This window comes from Sphingobacterium sp. WM, assembly GCF_029542465.1.
GTDB lineage: Bacteria > Bacteroidota > Bacteroidia > Sphingobacteriales > Sphingobacteriaceae > Sphingobacterium > Sphingobacterium cellulitidis.
Genome location: NZ_CP120709.1, coordinates 3,052,449 through 3,076,071 on the forward strand (window position 1 = coordinate 3,052,449; position 23,623 = coordinate 3,076,071).

Annotated in this window: 23 protein-coding genes; 12 read left to right on the forward strand and 11 right to left on the reverse strand. The window is 37.1% G+C overall.

What is annotated here, in order from left to right:
* Positions 1-75 precede the first annotated feature (75 nt).
* Both PZ892_RS13050 and PZ892_RS13055 read left to right on the forward strand, forming a co-directional pair.
* On the forward strand, positions 76-813 hold the full coding sequence (locus PZ892_RS13050; RefSeq protein ID WP_182499681.1) for a hypothetical protein: 738 nt from the start codon (positions 76-78) through the stop codon (positions 811-813).
* A gap of 115 nt (positions 814-928) precedes the next feature.
* On the forward strand, positions 929-1,390 hold the full coding sequence (locus tag PZ892_RS13055) for an NUDIX hydrolase (protein WP_094279914.1): 462 nt from the start codon (positions 929-931) through the stop codon (positions 1,388-1,390).
* A gap of 202 nt (positions 1,391-1,592) precedes the next feature.
* Here the strand turns inward: PZ892_RS13055 and PZ892_RS13060 are convergent, their stop codons facing one another.
* From PZ892_RS13060 to PZ892_RS13090, 7 genes are all read right to left on the reverse strand, one after another.
* Positions 1,593-1,724 carry a hypothetical protein gene (locus PZ892_RS13060; RefSeq protein ID WP_256962472.1) on the reverse strand — a complete coding sequence of 44 codons (132 nt, stop codon included), beginning with the start codon at positions 1,722-1,724 and terminating at the stop codon, positions 1,593-1,595.
* 124 nt (positions 1,725-1,848) lie between these two features.
* The gene (rlmH, locus tag PZ892_RS13065; protein ID WP_094256108.1) at positions 1,849-2,322 is read right to left on the reverse strand and encodes a 23S rRNA (pseudouridine(1915)-N(3))-methyltransferase RlmH; all 474 of its coding nucleotides are present in this window, start codon (positions 2,320-2,322) and stop codon (positions 1,849-1,851) included.
* A gap of 128 nt (positions 2,323-2,450) precedes the next feature.
* On the reverse strand, positions 2,451-3,083 hold the full coding sequence (locus tag PZ892_RS13070) for a YceI family protein (RefSeq protein ID WP_094256109.1): 633 nt from the start codon (positions 3,081-3,083) through the stop codon (positions 2,451-2,453).
* Positions 3,084-3,179: 96 nt separating this feature from the next.
* Complete coding sequence (gene murA / locus PZ892_RS13075; protein ID WP_094256110.1) at positions 3,180-4,505, reverse strand: UDP-N-acetylglucosamine 1-carboxyvinyltransferase; 1,326 nt, start codon at positions 4,503-4,505, stop codon at positions 3,180-3,182.
* Positions 4,506-4,624: 119 nt separating this feature from the next.
* A complete protein-coding gene (locus tag PZ892_RS13080; RefSeq protein ID WP_094256111.1) occupies positions 4,625-5,347 on the reverse strand; it encodes a DUF4290 domain-containing protein in 723 nt (240 codons plus the stop codon).
* 57 nt (positions 5,348-5,404) lie between these two features.
* Positions 5,405-7,693, reverse strand: coding sequence for a UvrD-helicase domain-containing protein (locus tag PZ892_RS13085; RefSeq protein ID WP_182499682.1), 2,289 nt, complete (start codon positions 7,691-7,693; stop codon positions 5,405-5,407).
* A 114-nt stretch (positions 7,694-7,807) separates the two neighbouring features.
* Entirely contained in the window at positions 7,808-8,437 is a 630-nt protein-coding gene (locus tag PZ892_RS13090) for a chloramphenicol acetyltransferase (RefSeq protein ID WP_182499683.1), read from the reverse strand.
* A 136-nt stretch (positions 8,438-8,573) separates the two neighbouring features.
* On the opposite strand from PZ892_RS13090, the gene PZ892_RS13095 reads away from it, so the two are divergent.
* A complete protein-coding gene (locus PZ892_RS13095) occupies positions 8,574-9,257 on the forward strand; it encodes a M15 family metallopeptidase (RefSeq protein WP_277711432.1) in 684 nt (227 codons plus the stop codon).
* Between the two features lie 62 nt (positions 9,258-9,319).
* Here the strand turns inward: PZ892_RS13095 and dnaB are convergent, their stop codons facing one another.
* A complete protein-coding gene (gene dnaB / locus PZ892_RS13100; RefSeq protein WP_182499685.1) occupies positions 9,320-10,915 on the reverse strand; it encodes a replicative DNA helicase in 1,596 nt (531 codons plus the stop codon).
* 484 nt (positions 10,916-11,399) lie between these two features.
* Here dnaB and PZ892_RS13105 point away from each other — a divergent pair, with 484 nt between their 5' ends.
* From PZ892_RS13105 to PZ892_RS13115, 3 genes are read left to right on the forward strand one after another with little or no spacing between them, the layout of a single operon-like run.
* Positions 11,400-12,161 (forward strand): SDR family NAD(P)-dependent oxidoreductase, encoded by a 762-nt coding sequence (locus PZ892_RS13105; protein WP_094256116.1) that lies wholly within the window; start codon positions 11,400-11,402, stop codon positions 12,159-12,161.
* A gap of 11 nt (positions 12,162-12,172) precedes the next feature.
* Positions 12,173-12,622, forward strand: coding sequence for a GatB/YqeY domain-containing protein (locus PZ892_RS13110; RefSeq protein WP_094256117.1), 450 nt, complete (start codon positions 12,173-12,175; stop codon positions 12,620-12,622).
* 7 nt (positions 12,623-12,629) lie between these two features.
* On the forward strand, positions 12,630-13,076 hold the full coding sequence (locus PZ892_RS13115; RefSeq protein ID WP_094256118.1) for a GNAT family N-acetyltransferase: 447 nt from the start codon (positions 12,630-12,632) through the stop codon (positions 13,074-13,076).
* Positions 13,077-13,128: 52 nt separating this feature from the next.
* Here PZ892_RS13115 and PZ892_RS13120 read toward each other — a convergent pair whose 3' ends face one another.
* Positions 13,129-14,094: a GNAT family N-acetyltransferase gene (locus PZ892_RS13120; RefSeq protein ID WP_094256119.1), complete on the reverse strand. Its 966-nt coding sequence runs from the start codon at positions 14,092-14,094 to the stop codon at positions 13,129-13,131.
* 3 nt (positions 14,095-14,097) lie between these two features.
* Positions 14,098-14,931, reverse strand: coding sequence for a 1-acyl-sn-glycerol-3-phosphate acyltransferase (locus PZ892_RS13125; protein WP_094256120.1), 834 nt, complete (start codon positions 14,929-14,931; stop codon positions 14,098-14,100).
* 177 nt (positions 14,932-15,108) lie between these two features.
* On the opposite strand from PZ892_RS13125, the gene PZ892_RS13130 reads away from it, so the two are divergent.
* The 6 genes from PZ892_RS13130 to PZ892_RS13155 all read left to right on the forward strand — a co-directional run bounded on the left by PZ892_RS13130 (position 15,109) and on the right by PZ892_RS13155 (position 21,718).
* Positions 15,109-15,771, forward strand: a complete 663-nt coding sequence (locus tag PZ892_RS13130) for a CBS domain-containing protein (protein ID WP_094256121.1) — start codon at positions 15,109-15,111, stop codon at positions 15,769-15,771.
* A gap of 30 nt (positions 15,772-15,801) precedes the next feature.
* The gene (locus PZ892_RS13135) at positions 15,802-16,707 is read left to right on the forward strand and encodes an NAD kinase (RefSeq protein ID WP_229678363.1); all 906 of its coding nucleotides are present in this window, start codon (positions 15,802-15,804) and stop codon (positions 16,705-16,707) included.
* 330 nt (positions 16,708-17,037) lie between these two features.
* Complete coding sequence (locus PZ892_RS13140) at positions 17,038-17,775, forward strand: isoprenyl transferase (RefSeq protein ID WP_094256123.1); 738 nt, start codon at positions 17,038-17,040, stop codon at positions 17,773-17,775.
* 120 nt (positions 17,776-17,895) lie between these two features.
* Complete coding sequence (gene bamA / locus PZ892_RS13145) at positions 17,896-20,469, forward strand: outer membrane protein assembly factor BamA (protein WP_094256124.1); 2,574 nt, start codon at positions 17,896-17,898, stop codon at positions 20,467-20,469.
* 57 nt (positions 20,470-20,526) lie between these two features.
* Complete coding sequence (locus PZ892_RS13150) at positions 20,527-21,060, forward strand: OmpH family outer membrane protein (RefSeq protein ID WP_094256277.1); 534 nt, start codon at positions 20,527-20,529, stop codon at positions 21,058-21,060.
* Between the two features lie 106 nt (positions 21,061-21,166).
* On the forward strand, positions 21,167-21,718 hold the full coding sequence (locus tag PZ892_RS13155) for an OmpH family outer membrane protein (protein ID WP_229678364.1): 552 nt from the start codon (positions 21,167-21,169) through the stop codon (positions 21,716-21,718).
* Between the two features lie 69 nt (positions 21,719-21,787).
* On the opposite strand, the gene PZ892_RS13160 is transcribed toward PZ892_RS13155, so the two are convergent.
* Positions 21,788-23,479 (reverse strand): GMC family oxidoreductase, encoded by a 1,692-nt coding sequence (locus PZ892_RS13160; protein WP_182499687.1) that lies wholly within the window; start codon positions 23,477-23,479, stop codon positions 21,788-21,790.
* Positions 23,480-23,623: the final 144 nt, after the last annotated feature.

Sequence of the window (23,623 nt, forward strand, 5' to 3'; positions counted from 1 at the left end):
ATCAGATGATTTTTGAATTAAACATTTAACATTAAGACAATAATCCTTACTTTTAGCCGTATTTTCAAAGGACTTATGAGTAACATACATTTTTTTGATGCAAACGCGGGATCCGGGAATTTAGGAGATCTTGAAAAAACATTAGTCGTTAACAACTTGCTAACGATACCTTTAGAAAAAAGGAACAACGATTGGGTAGCGGAGTTTATCGATCATATTGCGGAGGCGAATCTTGCGGTTTCTGAACCGGAGATTATCATGAGCTCAGAAGGCTTTCCCTATTTTAATTTACGTTCGGTAGAGCCAGGAGAGAATTTTCAGGCCTACGTCATTAAGAATAAATTGGGGCACTTACTTCAAAGTGGTTTTGGAGTAGCATTGAATACCAGAAAAGAAAATCCGGATTGGATGTTCAGTTATGGGGATTTGATGAATTATGCATTACGCAATGAGTTTTACACGGATGACCATCATTTTGCAAGGAACAATGAGGATTTTGTAATTGGAAACGATGAGGAAATCTTGGTAGGACAACCTTCGGAGGAGATATTACCTAGTTACGCTCGACATCAGATTCGCGAATTCCTACAATATTCAGGGGTTAGGAATCCGATGGTTATGCTGATTGCAAGAAATTATACGGATGAAGATCAGGTAACACAGGACCTGGTTTTTAATATCACGCCTAAGAACTTTGCCAATGAACAAGAATATAAGCAGGCTATGAGTACGATTTCATGGTTTTTACCTAAGCATTATTCATTGGTAGGCTTGGATTCGGAAACTGTAGGTTCAGGATTTCAGCCTTTATAGGTTTATTTTGGTCAAGACGGAGCACCTGTTTTGACCAAAATCATCATACTAAAAGAAATACACAAATTACTTATCTAGACTTTGTTGGAACGAGGCAGGGTCAAAATACTAAACTATGTTTTTATTTAATGTTCGGGTTTATGGGATATTGATCAATGATCGCAATGAGGTCCTAATAAGCGATGAGCGCACAGAGAATGTTTCATTCACTAAATTTCCGGGAGGGGGTTTAGAATATGGGGAAGGTTTGTTGGATGCCTTGAAGCGCGAGTACCTAGAAGAAACAGGAATGGAGGTTGAGGTAATCAAGCATATTTATACTACAGATTTTTTTGAGAAATCGAGTTTTAATGAGAGTCAAATCATTTCAATATACTATCAGGTAGAGCAAAAAAACGAAGTAGAATTAAACATTAAGACAAAATCTTTCGACTTTACTGAAAAATCACTAGAAGGAAAATTACAAGCGTTTAGATTAATTCCCTTGCAGGAGTTGCAAGAAAATGACTTAACATTTAAAACTGACCAGGTTGCGTGGGTTGAATTTTTAAAAAATATAGATAAAATTCAATTATAATATAAATGTTGCAACTTTTATTTGATTTTATAATAAAAGGTTTTTACTTTTACAGTGGGTCTTGGAGGTAGACTATTGTCTATTCTGGGATCTATGTTTTGAAAACACCTAGTTCTATAGGGTTTTATTAATAGTTAGTGTGATTTTAAGGCGATACTCCCCGTATCGCCTTATTTATTTTAACCTGACTAACGCCCTGCAATTATCTTAATAAGTAAGCCAATAATATTACAATTGCTCCACCGATAATAATAATCCACTTATTAATATTTCCACCATGAGCCCCTTCTTGGCTCTTGAACTTATAATCTCTTTTAAACTTATTTTCATCCATAATATTTTCTTTACTAAATGTTACTATTTTGATTTTAAACTCCTAAAAAAACATATAATCCTAACCCCTCTGTTAATTCAAATATTCAATTATATGATGCTAAATATATTCAATTTACATAAAATTATTCATGATGATAGGGTTCACCTCGCATAATTGTGTAGGCCCTATAAATCTGTTCTACGAAGAATAATCTGACCATTTGATGGGAAAAGGTCATCCTGGAAAGCGAAATCTTTGTATTGGCGCGTTGATAGACAGATTCATCAAAGCCATAAGGTCCTCCGATCATAAATACCAGGTGTGTAACACTGGCGATCATTTGCTTCTCCAGGAAGTTTGAAAACTCCACTGAGCTATATTCCTTTCCTCTTTCATCGAGGAGGATAATATAATCTTGGTTCGTACAATTTTTCAATAATAACTGGGCTTCCTTTTCTTTCTGTTGGTCTTCTGTCAGGTTTTTAGAATTCTTTATATCAGGGATTGTTACAATCTGAAAATTGACATAATGTTTCAGTCTTTTGGTATATACTTCAATACCTTGAACAATATGTTGATCATCAGTTTTTCCTATGCAGATCAGGGAAATTTTCATTTGTTTCGAATTTGATAAGCTACAAAAATAAGACTTATCTACTGCTTATGAGGAAGCAAAAGGAAGGAAAATTGCATAAAAAAGCCCTTAACCAAGGTTAAGGGCTTTTAATATAGAATTAAATAAAATTATTTATTTGCAACTAAATTGATATCGAAATTGATCTCTTTAGAGATTAAATCATCAGATTTACCTTCATAATTTACACCCCAATCAGCTCTAGTGATGTTAAAGTTAGCTGTAGCTTTCACTGTTGCTTCAGTAGATTCAACAATTTTAGCGTCAAAAGTAATGTTTTTGCTAACTCCTTTGATTACTAGGTTACCAGAGATATTTAAATCTTGGTCAGTAGCACCAGGTTTAACTTCAGTGATAGTGAAAGTAGCTTCAGGATGACTTGCAACTGCGAAGAAGTCTTCAGATTTTAAGTGACCGTCTAGTTTACCTTTGAATTCACCTTCTAGATCAGTTGAGCTGATGGTATTCATGTCAAGGACAACGTTTCCACCTACCAACTTACCATTATCTACGTTTAAAGTACCTGATTTAATAGATACAGTACCTGTGTGTTTTCCAGTAACTTTAGTTCCTGTCCAAACTACTTTAGAAGCTGCTGTATCTACATTTAATGTATTACCAACAACTTCAGTTTGAGTGATAGCAACTGAATCTTTAGTTTCTGCTTTTTTACCTTCAGGGTTTCCTGCACAAGATGCTAATACGAAAGCAGCAACTGCAGATAGTAATGTGATTTTTTTCATTGTGTGTTTGAACAATTAATTTTGCACAAAAATATATAGACTTAGTAGATTTTCAAGTGTAGAATAATTTTTTTAACACTAAGAAGACAATTCTTGTTAATGTCCAGCAGGTTGTGCCTCTACTCTTCTGATATCTGCTCCTAGTGCTTTCAGGCGTTCTTCGATGTGTTGATAGCCTCTTTCGATCTGTTCGATATTATAGATAACCGATTTCCCTTGAGCTGACAAAGCAGCAATCAATAGGGATACCCCAGCCCTGATATCCGGAGAGGTCATTTCGATTCCGCGAAGTTTATTTTGCTTGTTCAAGCCGATAACGGTAGCACGGTGTGGATCACAAAGGATAATTTGAGCACCCATATCGATAAGTTTATCTACGAAGAACAGACGGCTTTCAAACATTTTTTGGTGAATCAATACATTTCCTTTAGCTTGAATTGCTGTAACAAGGACGATGCTCAATAAATCAGGCGTAAATCCTGGCCATGGAGCATCAGAAATGGTTAAGATAGATCCATCGATGAAAGTATCGATTTCGTAGTTTTCCTGAGCAGGAATAAAAATATCATCTCCTTTAAGTTCAAATTTTATTCCCAGGCGAGCAAATACCGAAGGGATAATTCCCAACTCTTGGAAGCATACATTCTTAATGGTGATTTCAGAACCTGTCATAGCTGCCAAACCGATAAATGATCCGATTTCGATCATATCAGGAAGCATTCTATGGGTAGTTCCATCAAGTTTTTCAACTCCTTCAATGGTTAGCAAGTTAGAACCAATTCCGGAGATCTTAGCTCCCATTCTATTCAACATTTTACAAAGCTGTTGTAAATAAGGTTCACAAGCGGCATTGTAAATGGTTGTTGTTCCTTTTGCTAATACTGCTGCCATTACGATATTGGCAGTACCAGTCACGGATGCTTCATCAAGGAGGATGTATGTACCTTTTAATTGGGTAGCATCCACATTGAAGAAATGGTTTTCAGCATCATAAACGAACTTAGCGCCTAGTTTTTCAAAACCCAGGAAGTGTGTATCTAGACGGCGTCTTCCGATTTTGTCGCCACCTGGTTTAGGGATAGCTGCTTTTCCGAATCTTGCCAACAAAGGACCTACGATCATAATAGATCCACGAAGGCTCCCTCCTTTTTTCTTGAATTCTTCAGATTGGAAATAATCTATATTGATGTTTTTTGCTTCAAATTCGTATGTATCCTCATTCACTCTATTGACATCTACTCCCATTGCTGCCAATAAATCGATCAATTTATTTACATCTTTAATATCAGGGATATTGCTAATGGTCATTTTCTCAGCGGTCAATAAGACTGCAGAGATAATTTGTAATGCTTCGTTTTTAGCTCCTTGAGGAACGATTTCTCCTTTTAATGGTTTACCACCGTAAATTTCAAATGCATTCATAGTTTCTTCATATCAACCAATCCTTCAGCTTGAAAAAATAAAGGATTGTTCAATTCATATCATACCTAGATGAAAAAAGCAATTGGACAAAGAGTACCAATTGCTTTTTTCAAAAGGTCTTATTTATAATTCTTCTTCTGTCTGTTGTTGTTATTGTTGTTCGAGGGTCTCTTGTTATTATTGTTGTTGTTACTATTCCTCTTGTTGTTGTAATTATTTTGCGGCTTATTTTGTTGTTGTTGGCCGGTATTACTTCCTGAGGTTTTAACACGATTCCCTGGAGGAGGAGTTTTGAAATCAAGTTTCGTCAGTACGGTATCTGCTGGCAATTGTAATTCACCATGCGATAGCGTACTTAAATCTTGAAGGATCTGGTCATCAGAGACTGAATCTTTATTCCATGTTAAGTAAGCCATTTTCATGAAATTGGCTACGCTTAAGGTCATTTTTTGTCTGGCTTCCGGGTTTGAGATATTCAAGGTTTTCTTGATCATCTCTTCTACGGTGTGGCCATAATGTTTAAACTTGATATTATGGTTAGGATATTTAAGAGTCTCTGGTTTATGGTGAATATTTTCCTTGGTCGGGATTGGGTAAGGAGAATCCACATCAATTTTAAAGTCCGAAATAATGTATAAATGGTCCCAAAGTTTATGTTTAAAGTCAGATACATCACGAAGATGCGGGTTTAACACCCCCATCATATCGATGACCACCTGCGCTAAACGGTTTCTTTCTTCCCTATCTGACAGCGTGCAGATATAGTCCACCATATTCTGTACGTTTCGGCCATATTCTGCCAAAATTAATTTTGGTCTAGTGCTGTTATAATCAAAAATCATATGTTTATTTTGCTTTAACCCTCTATAGGTGTTAAATATGTAATTCTAAATTGGGTATCAATTTACTATTCTAAGCTTGGCAAATTTAAGCAACAATTGCTTCTGTCCCAACTCTTTGAAGAAAATAGTTGCTTTGATATCCGGTTTATTTCCTTCGAGGTTAATAACCTTACCAAATCCGAAGCGTTCATGTTCAACTTCCATACCAACCTGCAGACCTGAAGTATCTGAAGGGGCAAAATCAGGACTTGGTTTATGTGCTTTTGGCAATATGGAGGTTGTCTTTATTACCTTAGGTTTTGGTTTAGAAAACACATCACCTGAAGCATTACCGCCTTCTTTGCGTTGCCATTGTACGCGTTCTGACCCGAAGTCATCATCCATCATTGGCGATGAGCGTGGCTTAAAGTCAAGATCCAAACAACTTGGATTTAATTCATCTAGAAACCGACTTGGTTCACAGTTATTTAATGTTCCCCAACGGTATCTGGAAGTTGCATAGGACAAATGTAGCTTTTTTTCTGCACGTGTCACTGCGACATAGAATAATCTTCGTTCTTCTTCCAGTTCTGACCTTGAATTTAGAGATAATTGTGATGGAAACAAATTTTCTTCTAATCCAACGATGTGAACTACAGGGAATTCAAGTCCTTTGGAGGCGTGAATCGTCATTAAAGATACAGTATCTGCATTTGGATCCTTATCGTTATCATCATTTGTCAGTAAGGCGATATCCTGCATGAAGACATCCAGTCCTTTTTCTTCCAGATCTTCCCTTTCTGAGAATTCTTTAATACCGTTCAAGAGTTCTTGGATATTTTCATATCGTGCTAAACCCTCAACAGATTTATCCTCGTAAAGATCTTTCAGTATTCCAGAGTGTTGAGCAATATGCATTGCAGTGTCAAATGCAGTATTTGTTTTTGAAGTCGCCTGAAAGCTTTGAATCATCAGTCCGAAATTGGAAACTGAAGCAGCACTACGACCGTCCAAGAACATTTGAGCATTGGCAACCACATCCCACAAACGTAATTGTTGCTGGTCAGCTGCTACCATAATTTTCTCCACTGTTGTATCACCGATCCCTCTTCGCGGATAGTTAATCACACGTTTCAATGCCTCTTCATCATTTGGATTAAAGGTCAGTCTGAAATAGGCAATTAAATCCTTAATTTCTTTCCTTTGGTAGAACGATGTTCCTCCGTAAAGCTTATAAGGAATATTCAGTTTTCGCAAAGCCTCCTCTAATGAACGCGATTGCGCATTAGTTCTGTATAGGATTGCAAAATCTTTATACTTTAAACTCTTCAATGATTTTTCCTGAGAGATTGCTTCTGCAACGATCTTACCTTCCTCATTATCTGAGAAGGCACGACTTACTTTGATTTTCTCTCCATCCTCATTATCAGAGAATACATTTTTTTCTAATTGATTCTTGTTATTGGCAATGATACTGTTTGCAGCATTTACGATCATTTTTGTAGATCGGTAATTTTGCTCCAGTTTAAACACCTTAACATCAGGATAGTCTTTTTGGAAATTTAAGATATTCTGAATATTTGCACCCCGGAAGGCATAGATACTCTGAGCATCATCTCCAACGACACAGATATTTTCATTTACTGCGGCCAATCTTTTCACAATCAGGTATTGAGAAAAGTTGGTATCCTGATACTCATCCACCATCAGATATTTAAATTGATGCTGATATTTATGCAGAACATCTGGATATTTATTCAATAAGACGTTGGTTTTGAACAATAAATCGTCAAAATCCATTGCTCCAGCGCGGTAACAGCGCTGCGCATAGGTCATATAGATCTGTCCTAGCTGACCACGACCATTTGACTGATCCTCGGCTAGAATAGCTTCGTTCTTATTATATTCTTGTGGGGAAATTAAATTATTCTTTGCGGATGATATACGACCATACACATGGTTGACATTGTATAGTTTATCATCGAGGTTCATCTCTTTCAAGATGGTTCTCAACAGACTTTTGGTATCGTCTGTATCATAGATCGTAAAGTTTTTGGGATAGCCCAAGAGTTCGGCTTCAACACGTAATATACGGGCAAAAACAGAGTGGAATGTTCCCATCCAGATGTTTTTGGCTTCGGAGCCTACCACTTTCATAATACGCTCACGCATTTCCTTGGCTGCTTTATTAGTAAAAGTCAACACAAGTACATTGAAAGGGTCTACACCTTGCTGTATCAGATGGGCTACTCTATAGGTAATTACACGCGTTTTTCCAGATCCAGCACCAGCAACAATCATCACTGGACCTTTAATAGTTTCAACGGCGTCTCGTTGTGAGGGGTTCAATCCTGCTAAAAAATCCAAAATACTCTCCTAAATTTATCTAATGTAATGCCTCAAAAATGGGGACTCAAATTTAATAAAAATAGCCGTACTATTCTAGAAAATTATCCACAGGCACAAGAAGATAGGAAAAAATCAATCGATTTGATTGAGCAACTCTTGAAATCGTTCCATAAATAATCCAACATGGTAGCCATCCAGCAATGCGTGGTGAACATGTAGGGATATCGCCATGGTCTTTTTCCCGTCGACATCCATTAATTTTGCGAAGGAAATTTTAGGGCATGAATCCGGATAATCGAAGTTTCGAGCATGGGAAAGGGATGTAAAATTGACCCAAGGCAATGCGGAGCAATGTACTTCATTTAACTTAGCTCCTGTTAAATCTAATCCCGAAGAACTTTTAACTTTTTCTACTGCCTGATTGGCTCCTTTCAAAAACAGCTCTTCATCCTCTTGAAAATCAATATAGGAAAACCCGAAAGTATTATCATCCCGAAGCACGGTGGTCGAGATATGGACCTCATCATATAAATAAAGTTCTGAATTATCGATCCTTAACCTGAAGTTCTCAATTTCATTCATTGCTTTAATAGCACGGTACAGGTAGTACAGAAAGAAAGACTGAGACTTCAACTTTGCCTGTTGATAAGCAATAGTAAGGTCCAATTCTGCAGTTATTCCATGGAAGGGTTCGGTAAATTTGGAAAAGAACTCAAAATGTTCCTTTCTTGACCAGCTATCAAAATCGACTTTCTTTCTCATATGAGCACAAAACTAATAAATCATCACAGATCTAAAAATGAAGAACTGCATTCCACTAATACCCCGAAACGCTGGGAATGTTTCAAACTTGTATCTGGTTTTATAAATTTGTTCTTACAAGATCAAAATCTGACTTATGAAAAAAATACAAATTGCTATACATTCCTTGATTTTTGCGATCCTCTTTGTTGCTTGTGCGGCTCAAAAAGAAATTCCCAACAGCTTTATAGAGTTGAAGAGAATGGTTCCCAATATTGAAATCGAATTGCGATATTTTGGAAATCACAATTTCATGGGGAGGCGGGTGAAAGGCTATGAAGCAAACAAAGTTTATATCAGTAAGGAAGCTGCGAAATCCTTGGTTTTGATTCATAAAGAATTGAATCAAATGGGATTGGGAATAAAGGTTTTTGATGCCTACCGACCGCAGCAGGCAGTGGATAATTTCAAGGAATGGGCATTGGATATCGCTGATAGCACCGCAAAACAAGAGTTTTATCCAGATGTTGACAAGCGAGACCTTTTTAAACTCGGATATATCGCGGAGAAGTCTGGACATAGCCGCGGTAGCACGATTGACTTGACCATCATTAATCTCACGGACAAGAAGGAACTGGATATGGGTACAGGATTCGACTTTTTCGGAGAACCCTCCCACCATGATTACAGTGAAATTTCAGATGCTCAAAAGGCGAATAGAAAATTATTGAGAGGCATTATGGAGAAATATGGTTTCAAGGCAATTGAAGAAGAATGGTGGCATTATACCTTAAAAAATGAACCTTTCAAGGATCAATATTTCAATTTTGCCATCAAATAAAAGGCACAAAAAAAGCGCTGAAGATTAGTTCTGCGCTTTTTTAAATATTTTTTTATTTCTGATTAAAATGGAGCATCATCAGGCATATCATTCATTCGAGAAGGCATTGTGATTCCACCACCGAAATCACCAAAGTTACCAGAAGGTTGAATTGCACTTCCCATTCCTGCATTGAAATCATTGAAACTACCTCCATCAGGACCCATTCCTGAGAAATCATCTTCTAAATCGACGAACTTCACATATTTACCTACGAAGCGTAAAGGAACAATACCGGTCTCACCGTTACGGTGTTTTGAGATAATAACTTCTCCTACACCTACTGTCGATCTTCCTTCTTCATCCTCCAACAAACCATAGTATTCAGGACGGTAAAGGAAAAGTACCATATCGGCATCCTGCTCAATAGATCCGGACTCACGTAAGTCGGATAGCATTGGACGCTTACTGTTTCCTGGTCTGGATTCCACTGCACGGCTTAACTGCGACAAGGCTAATACAGGGATATTCAATTCCTTAGCAACGGATTTTAATGCACGAGAGATACTACCGATCTCTTGCTCACGGTTACCACCGCCCTTTCCATCGGCTTTACCATGCATCAACTGCAAGTAATCGACGATTACCATTTGGATATCGTACTGCGCTTTCAAACGTCTACACTTCGCACGGAATTCAAATACGTTTAATGCTGGGGTATCATCAATAATTAAAGGAGCTTCTGTCAAGCGGCCAATTCTAGAGTGCAATTGTTGCCATTCATGGTCCGCAAGGTTTCCTTTTTTAAGTTTTTCTTGTTCAATTTCGGTTTCTCCGGCAATCAGACGATTCACTAACTGCACCGATGACATCTCTAGGGAGAATACTGCAACGGCACGATTATGATCGACTGCTGCGTTTCTAGCAACAGACAATACGAAGGCCGTTTTACCCATCGCTGGACGAGCCGCAATAATCACTAAGTCAGAAGGCTGCCAACCCGAGGTCATTCTATCCAATGCTGTCAATCCGGAAGGAATACCTGTTAATCCATCCGTTTTCTCACGTAAGGATTCCAACGAAGAAATGGCCTCACGCATGATATCATCCATTTTTCTGGAGTCTCTCCTTAAGTTGTTTTGGGCGATATCGAAAAGTGATTTTTCAGCGTGATCCAATAAATCAAAGATATCGGAAGTCTCATCGTAGGATGAGTTAATAATTTCGGTAGATACCTTGATTAATTCACGTTGAATATATTTTTGGGAGATAATACGAGCATGGTATTCAATATTAGCAGCTGAAACGACACGGTCAGTCAGCTGAGTGATATAGTATGCACCACCTACCATTTCCAAAGCTCCCATTTGGCGCAATTCAGCCACCACGGTAAGAATATCGATTGGGGAAGTCTTTTGGAAGAGATTGTAGATCGCTTGGAAAATCTTTTGGTGAGCTTCTTTATAGAATGAATCAGGCTTTAAGATATCGATCACTTCACTAAGCGCATTTTTCTCCAACATAAGCGCACCTAATACCGCCTCTTCCAGGTCCAATGCCTGTGGAGGGAGCTTACCTAATCCAGAGACTAAGTTATTTAAGCTCGTTCTTTTTTTGTTGAAGTTTGCGCGGCTAGATTGTCCTGACGCACTGTTTGTAAATTCGTTTTCTAAAGACATACTATAAAATATTTCTCGGCTTGATTCACCCTGCTTTCAATGATAGGGTAACAAATGTAAGAAAAATAAGAGATGCCCTACCATCAAGTTTTGAACAGTAAAAAATAGGTGCTTCAACAATCATGCAATAGGAGTTGTAAAACAGGGACTAATAATTAACATCAATTGTGAAGAACCTGTTAATAACTAAATTTACGCATTATAAATCAACATTTTATAGGAATGTAGATAAGATTAAGCTTTGTGAATAACCTCCTAACAGCCTACAAAAAACAGTTAATTTGAAGTACTATTCTCTCTTCTATTCATAGTCAGCGAGTTAGGTATGTTTAAGTCTTCTTTAAGTTTAGAATGACCCTTTGAAAGTCCCAATATTTTAGTCAGTTTGTTGTATCTTTGTGTATGTCAACTTAGCAACTCCTAAAATCCTGGAAAAAGATTTAAATCAGGAAGAAATGCTAATAATATTAAAAAATTAAAAAAAATGAGGACAGTTTTAATCACGGGAGCAAGCTCTGGAATTGGAGAAGCTTGTGCTCTTGAATTGGCAAAGGAAAATAAATATAGATTTCTATTATGCGCCAGAAGAGTTGAAAAACTGGAGGAATTAATCCAAAAAATCAAAACCATCAATCCTAATACGGAAACCCATAGTTTTAAACTGGACGTTCGCAATTCGGATGAGGTAGAAACGACTTTATCCAACCTTCCAGAGGAATGGAAAAAAGTTGATATCCTAATTAATAATGCGGGATTGAGTCAAGGATTGGATTCCATCCAAGATGGCAAGATTGGGGATTGGGACCGCATGATCGACACCAATGTAAAAGGATTATTATATGTGACCAAGTATGTAATCCCGATGATGGAAGGAAGTGATCAGGCACATATCATCAATTTAGGCTCGATAGCTGGTAAAGAAGTTTATCCGAATGGCAATGTGTACTGCGCAACAAAACATGCGGTAGATGCACTTACAAAAGCCATGCGCATTGATCTTTTGGCGAAGGGCATCAAAGTCACCAGTATCGACCCAGGAATGGTAGAAACTGAATTCTCAGAAGTAAGATTCCACGGCGATAAAGAACGTGCGAAAAACGTGTATACAGGCTTGACAGCACTATCAGGACAGGATATAGCTGAGATTGTATCTTTTGTACTCTCCAGACCAAAACATGTGAATATCAATGATTTGTTGGTGATGCCAACAGCTCAAGCAAATGGAACAATAGTAATTAGAAAATAAATAAAACATATATGTCATTAGAAGCAAAAATCACACAAGATATCAAAGCGGCAATGATCGCTAAGGACAATGTAAGATTACGTGGATTGCGTGCAATTAAAGCAGCCATTTTATTAGCAAATACAGAGAAGGGACATGCTGAAGCATTGACAGAAGAAGGTGAAATCAAAGTATTGCAAAAACTTGCTAAGCAACGTAAGGAGTCAGCAGAAATCTACCAACAACAAGATAGAAAAGACTTATATACCATTGAAATTGAGGAATTGGAAGTAATCGAAGAATTTCTTCCAAAACAGTTGGACCGTGATGCAGTTGAAAATGTAGTAAAAGGAATTATTGCTGAAACAGGTGCTACCTCCATCAAGGACATGGGAAAAGTAATGGGTGCTGCCAACCAAAAACTTGCGGGACAAGCTGATGGGCGCACGATTTCAGAAGTTGTTAAATCGCTATTAAGCTAAGAAATTTATGGAATGGAGATTAAAATCCTTTTCAGAATTAAGCTCCTTAGAGCTCTATAAAATTTTACAGCTTCGTATCAATGTTTTTATGCTGGAACAGGATTGTCTTTATCCAGAATGTGATGACAAGGATTTAAAAGGCAACCACCTTTTTGCAATGGATAATGATATCTGTATCGCTTATGCGAGATTATTACCACCAGATATCTCCTACCCTAATTGTAGCTCCATTGGCAGAGTAGTGGTTCATGCTGACTACAGAAAGCATCAATATGGTCAAGTTCTGATGAATAAGGCTATCGAAGAGTTAAAGCAGGAATTTCCATCGGTCCCAATCCGGATTAGTGCTCAGGAATACCTGATGCGATTTTATACTGGACTAGGATTTCAGATTGAAAGTGAGGTCTATTTAGAAGACAACATCCCACACCTGGAAATGGCCCTCTATCCATAAAGAGAAAAATAAAAACAAAACCCCCAATGTTTAATCACATTGGGGGTTCTTTTTATCTTGTTTTTACTGGTCTTTCACCGAAATGTTTATCTCTTTCAAAGGTCGACATATGTCGTTCTTTTTTCGCTGGATAGATATCATCCAAAGTGATCATGATACCTGTTTCTTCCACTTCCCCGAATTCGTTATTTCTGGCAGTTCCAAATACACGCATGGTTGGCGAAAGATTCATATAGGTATTGATCAAAGGCGGAATGTTTTCATCTAATTCGCGAATCCTTGCATTCAACACCTTATACCCTTCTTTATAATCCAATCCATCAAAAATTCCTATATACTTCGAGATATCCGTTTTATAGCCCAGGTAAAGATCCTGAACAGGTTCCACTAAATTATCCTTATCAGGGAAATAGTGTTCCATAAAATAGATCAGAAGATCTCTTGCTTCAGCGTTATAATGCGGATACATGGTGACCTTTCCAAAAAGATATTTAACATCAGGATTAATAAGAACCAGTGCTCCTAGTCCGTCCCATAAGTTATCTAATGAGAAGATACCTTTTCTATTATCGATTGCAGGTTGATATTTAGGTTGAACCCAAGATCTTCCTAATTCAATAGTATAGGGTAAGAAATCCTTTTTGAATTTTTCAGAAAAATCAAAGTAATGTGCGGTTGAGAGATGAATTTCCCCATTAGAATCGGTTGCTTGATCGCATTTTATCACACGGTAACCAGCGATGATTTCTTCATCTTCTGGATTCCAGGCGATTAATTGATCATAATTATGATCTGAGGTATCATTTTCATCAATATCTAAAGGTAATCCGGTACCACCGCCGGCACCACGAAAGGTAAGTTCGCGCAATCTTCCGATTTCACGCATAATATTAGGTGCGGTATGATAATTTACTAAATAGACTTCGTTACTTCCATTATTGGTATAGCGAACGAAGGCTTCTTTCGTAAGTTCACTTTTAATTAGATCTCTATCTACCGGTTGAATTATTTCTTGCATACATTATTTTTTACCATGAGCCATGGCATAAACCACTTCTTTTACTTCTGCTGCCCATTGACGTTCATTCTTGCTGGTGTCAAAATGGGTATAAGGAATTTTCTTCCCGATTCTGATGGTGATATCCTTCCCTCTTTGGGAAAACATCTCATCAGGTAAATATAACATTTCAATATTTGCTTTTAATCCTATTTTATGTCTTATTCTCGATAGGTTGTAAAAGAAATTCGAGTTTCGTCCTTCAATATAAACAGGAACAATGTCTTTTTTATATTTTTTTGCTTTACTTATAAAGCTTTTTTTCCATTCTAGGTCAACGATTTCGCCTTTTATTTTCCGAGAAACTAGTCCGGCTGGGAATACCAACAGCGCATGATCGGATGCATAGGCATTTTCTATCGCTGCAATAGCTGATTTACTCTGACCACCGACTTTATTTACAGGAACGAATAAAGGTTCAAGGTTTCGGACATTCATCAGAATATCATTTACCAAGAATTTCACATCTTTTCTATACTTGCCTATGACTTGCATAAATGCCACACCATCCAAACCACCTAGAGGATGGTTCGAAGCAAAGATTACACTTTCATCTAAAGGAATATTTTCAGCACCTTCCAAATGCACATTCACCTTAAGTTCTTTCAGTAATGAGTCCACAAAATCTAAACCCATATCATCATGATAGGTAGTCATGATATAATTTATCTCGTCTTCATGGATCGTTTTTACTAAATAACTTAATAATGGCTTGGGTATCCATTTGGCTAAGCCTGGACTTTTCTTGCGTATTACCTCCCTGATTTCAATAAACTTCTCTTGCTTTTCTAAGCTCATATACTATAATACTCTTTTATAAAAGTTGTGTAAAATTACATAATTAGTTTTAAGATGACTAAAACATCTTTTTATTTTATATCAATTTAATATTTTCACTACCTTAGCAATAAACGCAGAATTAAACTAAAATTAAACGTTTTTCTTTTTTTTTAGTTTAATCATATAAAAGGTTTCATGTATATCGGTGAAAACATATCTACGCTCTATACCGAAGTTCATCCAAATGACACGGTAGCTTTTTCTTTAGACAAGATTAATGAGCTTCATTTTCATCAACTTCCCATCGTAAAAGGTAAGGAATATCTCGGATTAATCACTGAAGAAGACCTTTTATCCCTGGAAGATGAAGATACCTTAATTAAGGAACTTAAACTATCCTTTCCTTTCATTTATCTTTACGATTATCAACACATCTATGATGCATTGCAATATTTGGAAACCTATCAGTTTGATTTATTGCCAATTGTAAATAAACAGAAGGAATATGTAGGTGTTATTACGCAAAAAGATTTATTGAGAGCAGTCAACCAAACCATATCCAATCAGGATAAGGGAGCTATCATTGTTCTTGAAATGGAAGATCGAGACAATAGTTTAACTCATGTTTCGCATATTATTGAATCTGAAAACACCAAAATCTTAAATACTGGGATTAGACCTATTGAAAATTCTTCGAAGGTAGAATTGACTATTAAGGTTAATAAAAACAATATTTCTTCGGTATTAGCTTCCTTGTGGAGACATGATTATGTGGTGAAGGCAACATTTAATGATGGGTCAGATCAAAATGATATCCAAGAGCGATATAATCTTTTAATGAACTATTTGAATATTTAATTCTTAGAATTTTCCATCTTTGCGAATAATATGAGCAAAAGCATGAAAGAGCTGTCCATAGCAGTATACGGTAGAGAGTTTAACCAGTCCGTGATTGGATATGTCATTGAACTTTTCACTTATCTGCGTGAAAAAAATGTGAAAGTATATATCCACCACGACTTTCATAGTTTCCTGAAGCGCCTATGCAAATTAGATTTCACCTTTAAGAAATTTAAATCCCACCATGATCTTCCGAGCGACATCGCCTTTATGCTTAGTTTAGGTGGTGACGGTACGATGCTTTCTGCAGCGACCTTAATCAAGGATTCGGGGATTCCATTAGCTGGGATTAATTTTGGTCGATTAGGTTTCTTGGCAAACATCTCCAAAAATCATATGGAGGCTGCCTTGGATCAGATTCTCTCCAATAACTACCAAATTCAGAAAAGAGCATTGCTGCAAGTTGAAAGTTCCGACGGGACCTTTATTAAAGGGGAAGATTTCGCTTTGAATGATATTACCGTATTCAGATCCGATTCTTCAGCAATGATAACCGTTCATGCAGTATTGGATAATGAATTATTGAACTCCTATTGGGCAGATGGATTAATCATTGCTACTCCAACGGGTTCTACAGCATATTCCTTAAGCTGCGGCGGACCGATTATCATGCCTGGAAGTGGAAATTTTGTGATCACTCCTATTTCGCCACATAACCTTAATGTAAGGCCAATAGTTGTTAATGAGAATATGCAACTGCGCCTTGAAATCGAAAGCCGAACAGAAAAATACATCTTGAGTTGCGACTCTAAGAGTCATACCCTCAGCACTAAAACTAGTTTATTGATTACCAAGGCTCCATTTAGTATCAACTTAATCAGACTGCCAAACGATCAGTATTTTGGAATATTAAGAGAGAAACTATTGTGGGGTATTGATGTCCGCAATTATTAAGATTAATTGTCTAAACTTCCATAATCCATAAAAATTATTTAAGGATTATCTTAAAACCTGTATCTTTACTTGAAAATCTTTAAATATTGGGGCCAAAAATCAAGATGAAAAGCGAATCAATTTCGGTAATTAATTTATTTGCGCTACTTCCTACTTTGGAAAATTTAGGAACAAAATTGATTGGCTCATTTTTGGGATTATTCAATAAACACTATCAACTTAACTTTTACCCTTTCTCTTCAATTTTCTTCTTATTCTCTGAGATTAAGGAAGGTCCCAAAACTTTAAGCTTGATCAAAAACTATACAAAGAATTAACGTAGATTATCTAATGAGTTTTAAAGATAAAATAGATAAAAACAATTTACCACAGCATATCGCTATCATCATGGACGGTAATGGCCGTTGGGCAAAGGAAAAAGGCGAACTTCGCGTCTTTGGCCATAAAAATGGTGTAACTGCGGTACGTGAAGCCTTAGAAGCGTCCGTAGAAATCGGATTAAAATATCTTACCCTTTATGCCTTCTCCACTGAAAACTGGAATAGACCACAATTTGAAGTGGATGCACTCATGGAGCTATTAGTAAACTCATTAAACCAAGAATTACCTACCTTCCAAGAAAACAATATTCGGGTGAATAGTATTGGCAGAATGTCGGACTTACCAGACCATTGCCAAGTCACTCTTCAATCCACAATAGACCAAACCAAGAACAATACTGGCTGTACTTTGACGCTTGCATTGAGCTATGGATCCCGTCAAGAGATCCTGGATGCTACAAAAGCGATCGCTGAAAAAGTTAAAAAAGGTGAAATTTCTATCGATGAAATTAACGAGGATCTTTTTAGCCAAAATCTTTACACTAACAACATTCCAGACCCCGATCTTTTAATCAGAACTAGTGGTGAAGAACGCATCAGCAACTATATGTTGTGGCAAATAGCTTATTCTGAGCTGTTTTTCTTACCTATTATGTGGCCTGAATTTTCTAGAGAAACTTTATTCGAGTGTATTTATTTATTTCAGAATAGAGAAAGAAGATTTGGGAAAACTAGTGAACAATTATAAGAAATCATTACTTTTGCATCATTTTAATTTTGACAGCGATACTGTCAGAACTTCGTAATATTTCTTTTAACAAAAATTAACAAGACTTTGCTGTACTTTAGCAGACATAATAAAAAGTAGATGAAGCGTATAATTAAACTTTCTATTTTACTCACCTTCTTAATTTGCAATTTCGCGCAGGCTCAGATAACAGGAAATAGGCCTTTGAATTTGAACAGTCCAGATGATATCTCTTATTTGGATCCAAAAAACTATGTAATTGGTGGAGTAACCGTAACTGGAGCACAATATCTGGATGCGGAAGTCCTTATCACCATTTCCAAATTATCCGTTGGTCAGTATATCGAAGTTCCAAGTGAACAAACATCAAGCGTAATCAAAGCCTTGATGGATCAAAACCTTTTTGAAGATGTTCAATTATATGCTACTAAAATTGAAGATGAAACTATCTACCTTGAAATTAGAGTTGTTGAAAGACCTCGTTTAACCCGCGTTGATATTAACGGTCTAAGTAAAACTCAAACCGAGGAAGTTCGTAAAAGACTAAACACTAACTCCGGCAAGATTGTAAATGACAACTTGTTGATGACCACTAAAACAACTATCGAAAAATATTTAAGAGAAAAATCTTACTTATTCCCAGAGATAAAAATCACTACAAAACCAGATTCATCGCAAGCGAACAATGAAATCTTGGTAGTGGATGTTGATAGAAATAAAAAAATCAAGGTAAACAGCATTAACTTCACTGGAAACGAAGAATTTAGCAACAGACAGTTGACTAAATTCATGAAGGGAGTTCGTCCTAGAGCATGGTTCCGCGTATTTGGACCTGGTAAGTTCAAAGACGAAAAGTACGAAGAGGCGAAAACCAATTTGATTGCTAAAATGCAAGACAAAGGTTTCCGCGATGCGCAAATCCTAAAAGATACTGTAAGACGTCATGATAATAATGAAGTAGCGATTGATATCGATGTTTATGAAGGTCCTAAATACTACGTAGGTAATATTACATGGTCTGGAAACTCTAAATTCAAGGATTCTACTTTAAATATCTTATTAGGTATTCAACATGGTGATGTTTATAGTGAAGAAAAACTGAATTCAAAATTAAGTGGTCCGACTAGAAATTCGGATGACATCGCAGCCATTTATCAAAATGATGGTTACTTAACATTCAGTGTACAACCTGTAATCAGAAGAATTTATCAAGATACTGTAGACTTGGAAATCCAGATGTTTGAAGGTAAACAATACACCATTAACAATGTTATCTTAAAAGGTAATGATGTGACCAATGACCGTGTTGTTCTTCGTTCTATCTATACAAAACCAGGTCAAAAGTATTCTCGTGAGTTATTGGTAAGAAGTGTTCGTGAGATTTCTCAGTTAGGTATGTTTGATGAGCAAAAGGTTCAACCTATGCCAACAAACTTAAACTATGAAGAAGGAACAACAGATATTGAATTCTCAGTAGCTGAAAAACCTTCTGACCAAGTAGAATTATCCGGAGGTTATGGTGCTGGTCAGGTGATTGGTACATTAGGTTTGACCTTCAATAACTTCTCTACAAGTAACTTCTTTAAGAAAGAATCTTGGAAACCACTTCCTAGAGGTGATGGTCAAAAATTAAGTATCCGTGGGCAAACTTCCGGAAAGAGATACCAATCGTATAGCTTCTCCTTTTCTGAGCCTTGGTTAGGTGGTAAAAAACCTATTTACTTTGGATTGAGTGCTTACATTTCAAACTCACAATACCAACGTTATAACTGGCAAAATAACCGTTATGAGGATTATGAAGGAATTCCTAAAATCCAAATGCACGGGGTAACTGCTACCTTAGGTAAGCGTTTGCAATGGCCAGACAACTATTTCCAAATTAATAGCTCATTGTCTTACCAACGCTATTTCTTGGATAACTATGGTGGTATCTTCGTATTCGCGGATGGTACAGCTTATAACATTAACTTTACGCAAGAGATTAGCCGTAACTCAATTGACGCGCCTATCTACCCTACTTCAGGATCTCATATCAAGTTTAGTGTGCAGTTGACTCCTCCATATTCATTATGGAACAATATCAACTACGCTACTGCTCCAGATAACGAGAAATACAAATTCACGGAATACCATAAATGGAAATTCGATTCTCAATGGTACACCAAAATCGCTGGTAAACTTGTATTCAAGGCACAAGCTCAATTTGGTTACTTAGGAAGTTATGGTAATGAGACACCAATTTCTCCATTTGAGCGTTTTAAATTAGGAGGTGATGGTATGCAAGGCTTCGACTTCTTACAAGGTTCTGAGATTATTGCAATGCGTGGATACTCAAATGGTGCTTTAATTCCTGCATCAACTGGTAGTAATCTACAAAATATTGCGATCCAATCAGGTAGCCCAATCTATGCAAAATATCAAATTGAACTTCGTCACCCGATTATGTTGAATGAGCAAGCGACAGTATTCGCTTTAGCATTCGCAGAGGCAGGTAACACTTGGAACAAATTTGATGAAGTGAATCCATTTAAAGTTCGCCGTTCGGTTGGTGTGGGTGCTCGTATCTTCTTACCTATCTTTGGTATGCTAGGAATTGACTACGGACATGCATTAGATCCAATCCCAGGCTTAACTACTGATCGTTGGAAACAAAACTTCACCTTCAGTATTATCCAAAATATGGGAGGTTTCTAATTAAACTTTTTAACATTTGAATTGTCTTAAACATAGAATTTAAAAAATAATATGTCGATGAAAAGAATAGGAATATTAATCGTGATGTTAACCATGTTGGGTTCAGTTTCTTTTGCCCAAAAATTAGCATATGTGGATTCAGAATATGTAATGAAACATATTCCAGAATATAATTCAGCGCAAAAACAACTAGATGACCAGTCTAAGCAATGGCAAGCTGAAGTAGATAAACAATTCGATGAAATTGAACGTATGTATCAAGCTTATCAAAAGGATCAAGCTAACTTGAACCAAGATATGCGCAGACGTCGTGAAGATGAAATCGTAAATAAAGAAAAAGCCGTAAAAGAGTTCCAACGTACTAAATTCGGTTTCGAAGGAGACCTTTTTAAACAACGTGAAAACTTGATGAAACCTATTCAGGCTAGAGTAGATAAAGCTATCAAAGATGTGGCTGCTGCTGGTCAGTTTGATTTCATTATGGATAAAAGAAGTGAAAATACTTTCCTTTATGCCAACCCAAACTTGGATAAAAGTAACGATGTTATCACTAAATTAGGTTTGAAACCTAATCCTTCTTTAGCGAACTAATAATTTTTATTATAATTGCAAACTAATTTTATTATTTAACATAAAACAAGAAAATTTCCTTATATCAGTAAAATATAAGACTAACAAAAAAAGCATGAAAAATTTATTGAAAAGTGTAGTATTAGCATCAGGAATTTTATTGGCAGGAAATACTGTCAATGCACAACAAAAAATTGGACACATCAACACAGCTGAAATTGTTCAGTCTACTAACGAGTTCAAAGCTGCTGAAACTCAAATGAAAACCTTGCAAGAAACTAAACAAAAAGAAATTCAAGGGATGATCAGTGAGTACCAAAAAGAGCAAAACAACGCTAACGAAAAAATCAGAAACCGCAGTGAAGCAAATAAAGAAACTGTAGATGCTGAAGTTCAAGCGATCGCTAACAAAATGCGTGAAATGGAAACTCGTATCCAAAGTGTTCAACAAGCTGCACAAGAAGAAATCGGTAAAAAACAACAAGAGTTATATGCTCCTATCGAGCAAAAAGTAATGACAGCTATCAATACCGTGGCTAAAGATAAAGGTTATGCTTACGTATTAGACATCTCTAGTGGTGGTGTTCCTTACTTCCAAGGTGGTGACGACTTAACTGCAGACATCAAAGCTAAATTAGGTGTTTCTGCTGCTGCACCAGCTGCTGCTCCAAAGAAATAATTCTTAGAAAGCAAGACATAAAAAAAGGATCAACGATGAGTTGATCCTTTTTTTATGTCTTATACTGATTTATAGATTTCCTTTTTTCATTTCTTCCATGGCATAGTTGGCAGATCGAGCTGTCATCGCCATATAGGTCAATGAAGGGTTTTGCGTTCCGGTGGAAGTCATGCTAGCTCCGTCTGTCACAAATACATTCTTACAGAGATGCATTTGATTCCATTTGTTCAAAATGGACGTCTTCGGGTCTAAGCCCATCCTCGCTCCCCCCATTTCGTGGATATCTAAGCCTGGATTTTGTTGACTATTATGTTGACTGATATTCTTTGCTCCAATATATTCCAGCATCTCTGAACCTTGATCCAGGAAATCCTGCATACTCTTCTGATCATTATCATCATAACCCACATTAAAGACCATCTGAGCCATTCCAAACTTATCTTTTAAGTCCGAACTTAAGCGTACATGGTTTTCTTCCTTAGGAATGGTTTCTCCTTGCATCATCATCCCGATTCCCCAGCCGCCGACTTCAGATAAACTATCCTTAAAACTTCCGCCAACTTGCATCTCACTATTTCCACCCCTACCACGATAAGCTCCAAAAAACGATGCATATCCACGTAGAAAATCCATCTCTTGTTTCTTTACGTTCCGGAAATTCGGAATAATCGGCTGCGTAGGTCTCCGACCATAATAATACATATCCTCAAAGCCCTCAATACTCGCCGAAATAGATCCCAAGTAATTATGAAAGGCAATATATTTCCCTAATACACCTGAATCATTTCCTAAACCATTCGGAAAGCGTTTGGATGTAGAGTTTAACAGGATCTGATTACTAGCAATTGCTGAAGCATTTACAAATATTACCTTCGCAAAATACTCGGAAGTTTTCCCAGACTCTGCATCAATTATTCTAACCCCTGAAGCACGCTGTTTATCCTCATCATATATAATGGATTCAACGATAGAATTGGGTCTCATGGTCAAATTCCCAGTCTTTGCCGCCCAAGGCAAGGTTGATGCATTTGAGCTGAAATAGCCCCCAAAAGGACAGCCTCTTTGACACATCGTCCGGTTCTGACACTTAGTACGTCCTTGTTCAATATGAATGGGTTGGGGATCTGTAATATGCGCACATCGCCCTGCTATAACTTGCCGATCAGAATATTTCAATGGAATCTTCTTCTGAATCATTTGCTCCACCGCATTTAAATCAAATGCTGGCAGAAACTCCCCGTCCGGCATTGCCGAATTTCCATCCCTATTTCCGGAAACCCCAATAAATTTCTCTACATAACTGTACCAAGGTGCAATATCAGCGTATCGAATCGGCCAATCTACCGCAAAGCCATCTCGGGCCGGTCCTTCAAAGTCATAGTCACTCCAACGTTGAACCTGACGCGCCCACAATAAGGACTTCCCACCAACATGATATCCACGGATCCAATCAAATGGCTTCTCCTGAACATACTCCTGATCCTTATCCTTCGTGAAAAAATGCATGGCATCCTCATTGAAAGCATAACATTTCGCCGTAATCGGATTCTCTTCTCGAATCTTTAAGGAAACTTTATTATGGTGATCAAACTGCCATGGATCCATATACGCCGTCGGATAATCCTTAACATGCTGAACGTCAAACCCACGCTCCAAGACCAAGGTCTTAAAACCCTTCTCACAGAATTCCTTTGCCGCCCAGCCCCCTGAAATACCTGAACCAATGACAATTACATCATAGGTGTTCGAACTATTTGCCATCTCTATTTTTATTGTTGTTTACTAACCTGTATCCATGAATAATCCGATCAATCAATCGTCAATAAGGAATACAGGCACCAATGTTTTCACTAGGTTGATAGAACATGCAATATACAAAACCACCCCTAATTTTTAACGCCTTTT

Excerpts from the sequence above, each read along its gene's own strand:
- dnaB (WP_182499685.1), bottom strand. The coding sequence starts at position 10,915 with ATGTCTTTAGAAAACGAATTTACAAACAGTGCGTCAGGACAATCTAGC.
- rlmH (WP_094256108.1), bottom strand. The coding sequence starts at position 2,322 with ATGAAAATTTCCCTGATCTGCATAGGAAAAACTGATGATCAACATATT.
- PZ892_RS13110 (WP_094256117.1), top strand. The coding sequence starts at position 12,173 with ATGTCATTAGAAGCAAAAATCACACAAGATATCAAAGCGGCAATGATC.
- PZ892_RS13050 (WP_182499681.1), top strand. The coding sequence starts at position 76 with ATGAGTAACATACATTTTTTTGATGCAAACGCGGGATCCGGGAATTTA.
- PZ892_RS13095 (WP_277711432.1), top strand. The coding sequence starts at position 8,574 with ATGAAAAAAATACAAATTGCTATACATTCCTTGATTTTTGCGATCCTC.
- PZ892_RS13105 (WP_094256116.1), top strand. The coding sequence starts at position 11,400 with ATGAGGACAGTTTTAATCACGGGAGCAAGCTCTGGAATTGGAGAAGCT.
- PZ892_RS13150 (WP_094256277.1), top strand. The coding sequence starts at position 20,527 with ATGAAAAGAATAGGAATATTAATCGTGATGTTAACCATGTTGGGTTCA.
- PZ892_RS13135 (WP_229678363.1), top strand. The coding sequence starts at position 15,802 with ATGAGCAAAAGCATGAAAGAGCTGTCCATAGCAGTATACGGTAGAGAG.
- PZ892_RS13140 (WP_094256123.1), top strand. The coding sequence starts at position 17,038 with ATGAGTTTTAAAGATAAAATAGATAAAAACAATTTACCACAGCATATC.
- PZ892_RS13055 (WP_094279914.1), top strand. The coding sequence starts at position 929 with ATGTTTTTATTTAATGTTCGGGTTTATGGGATATTGATCAATGATCGC.
- PZ892_RS13090 (WP_182499683.1), bottom strand. The coding sequence starts at position 8,437 with ATGAGAAAGAAAGTCGATTTTGATAGCTGGTCAAGAAAGGAACATTTT.
- PZ892_RS13115 (WP_094256118.1), top strand. The coding sequence starts at position 12,630 with ATGGAATGGAGATTAAAATCCTTTTCAGAATTAAGCTCCTTAGAGCTC.
- PZ892_RS13070 (WP_094256109.1), bottom strand. The coding sequence starts at position 3,083 with ATGAAAAAAATCACATTACTATCTGCAGTTGCTGCTTTCGTATTAGCA.
- murA (WP_094256110.1), bottom strand. The coding sequence starts at position 4,505 with ATGAATGCATTTGAAATTTACGGTGGTAAACCATTAAAAGGAGAAATC.
- PZ892_RS13120 (WP_094256119.1), bottom strand. The coding sequence starts at position 14,094 with ATGCAAGAAATAATTCAACCGGTAGATAGAGATCTAATTAAAAGTGAA.
- bamA (WP_094256124.1), top strand. The coding sequence starts at position 17,896 with ATGAAGCGTATAATTAAACTTTCTATTTTACTCACCTTCTTAATTTGC.
- PZ892_RS13130 (WP_094256121.1), top strand. The coding sequence starts at position 15,109 with ATGTATATCGGTGAAAACATATCTACGCTCTATACCGAAGTTCATCCA.
- PZ892_RS13080 (WP_094256111.1), bottom strand. The coding sequence starts at position 5,347 with ATGATTTTTGATTATAACAGCACTAGACCAAAATTAATTTTGGCAGAA.
- PZ892_RS13125 (WP_094256120.1), bottom strand. The coding sequence starts at position 14,931 with ATGAGCTTAGAAAAGCAAGAGAAGTTTATTGAAATCAGGGAGGTAATA.
- PZ892_RS13060 (WP_256962472.1), bottom strand. The coding sequence starts at position 1,724 with ATGGATGAAAATAAGTTTAAAAGAGATTATAAGTTCAAGAGCCAAGAA.
- PZ892_RS13160 (WP_182499687.1), bottom strand. The coding sequence starts at position 23,479 with ATGGCAAATAGTTCGAACACCTATGATGTAATTGTCATTGGTTCAGGT.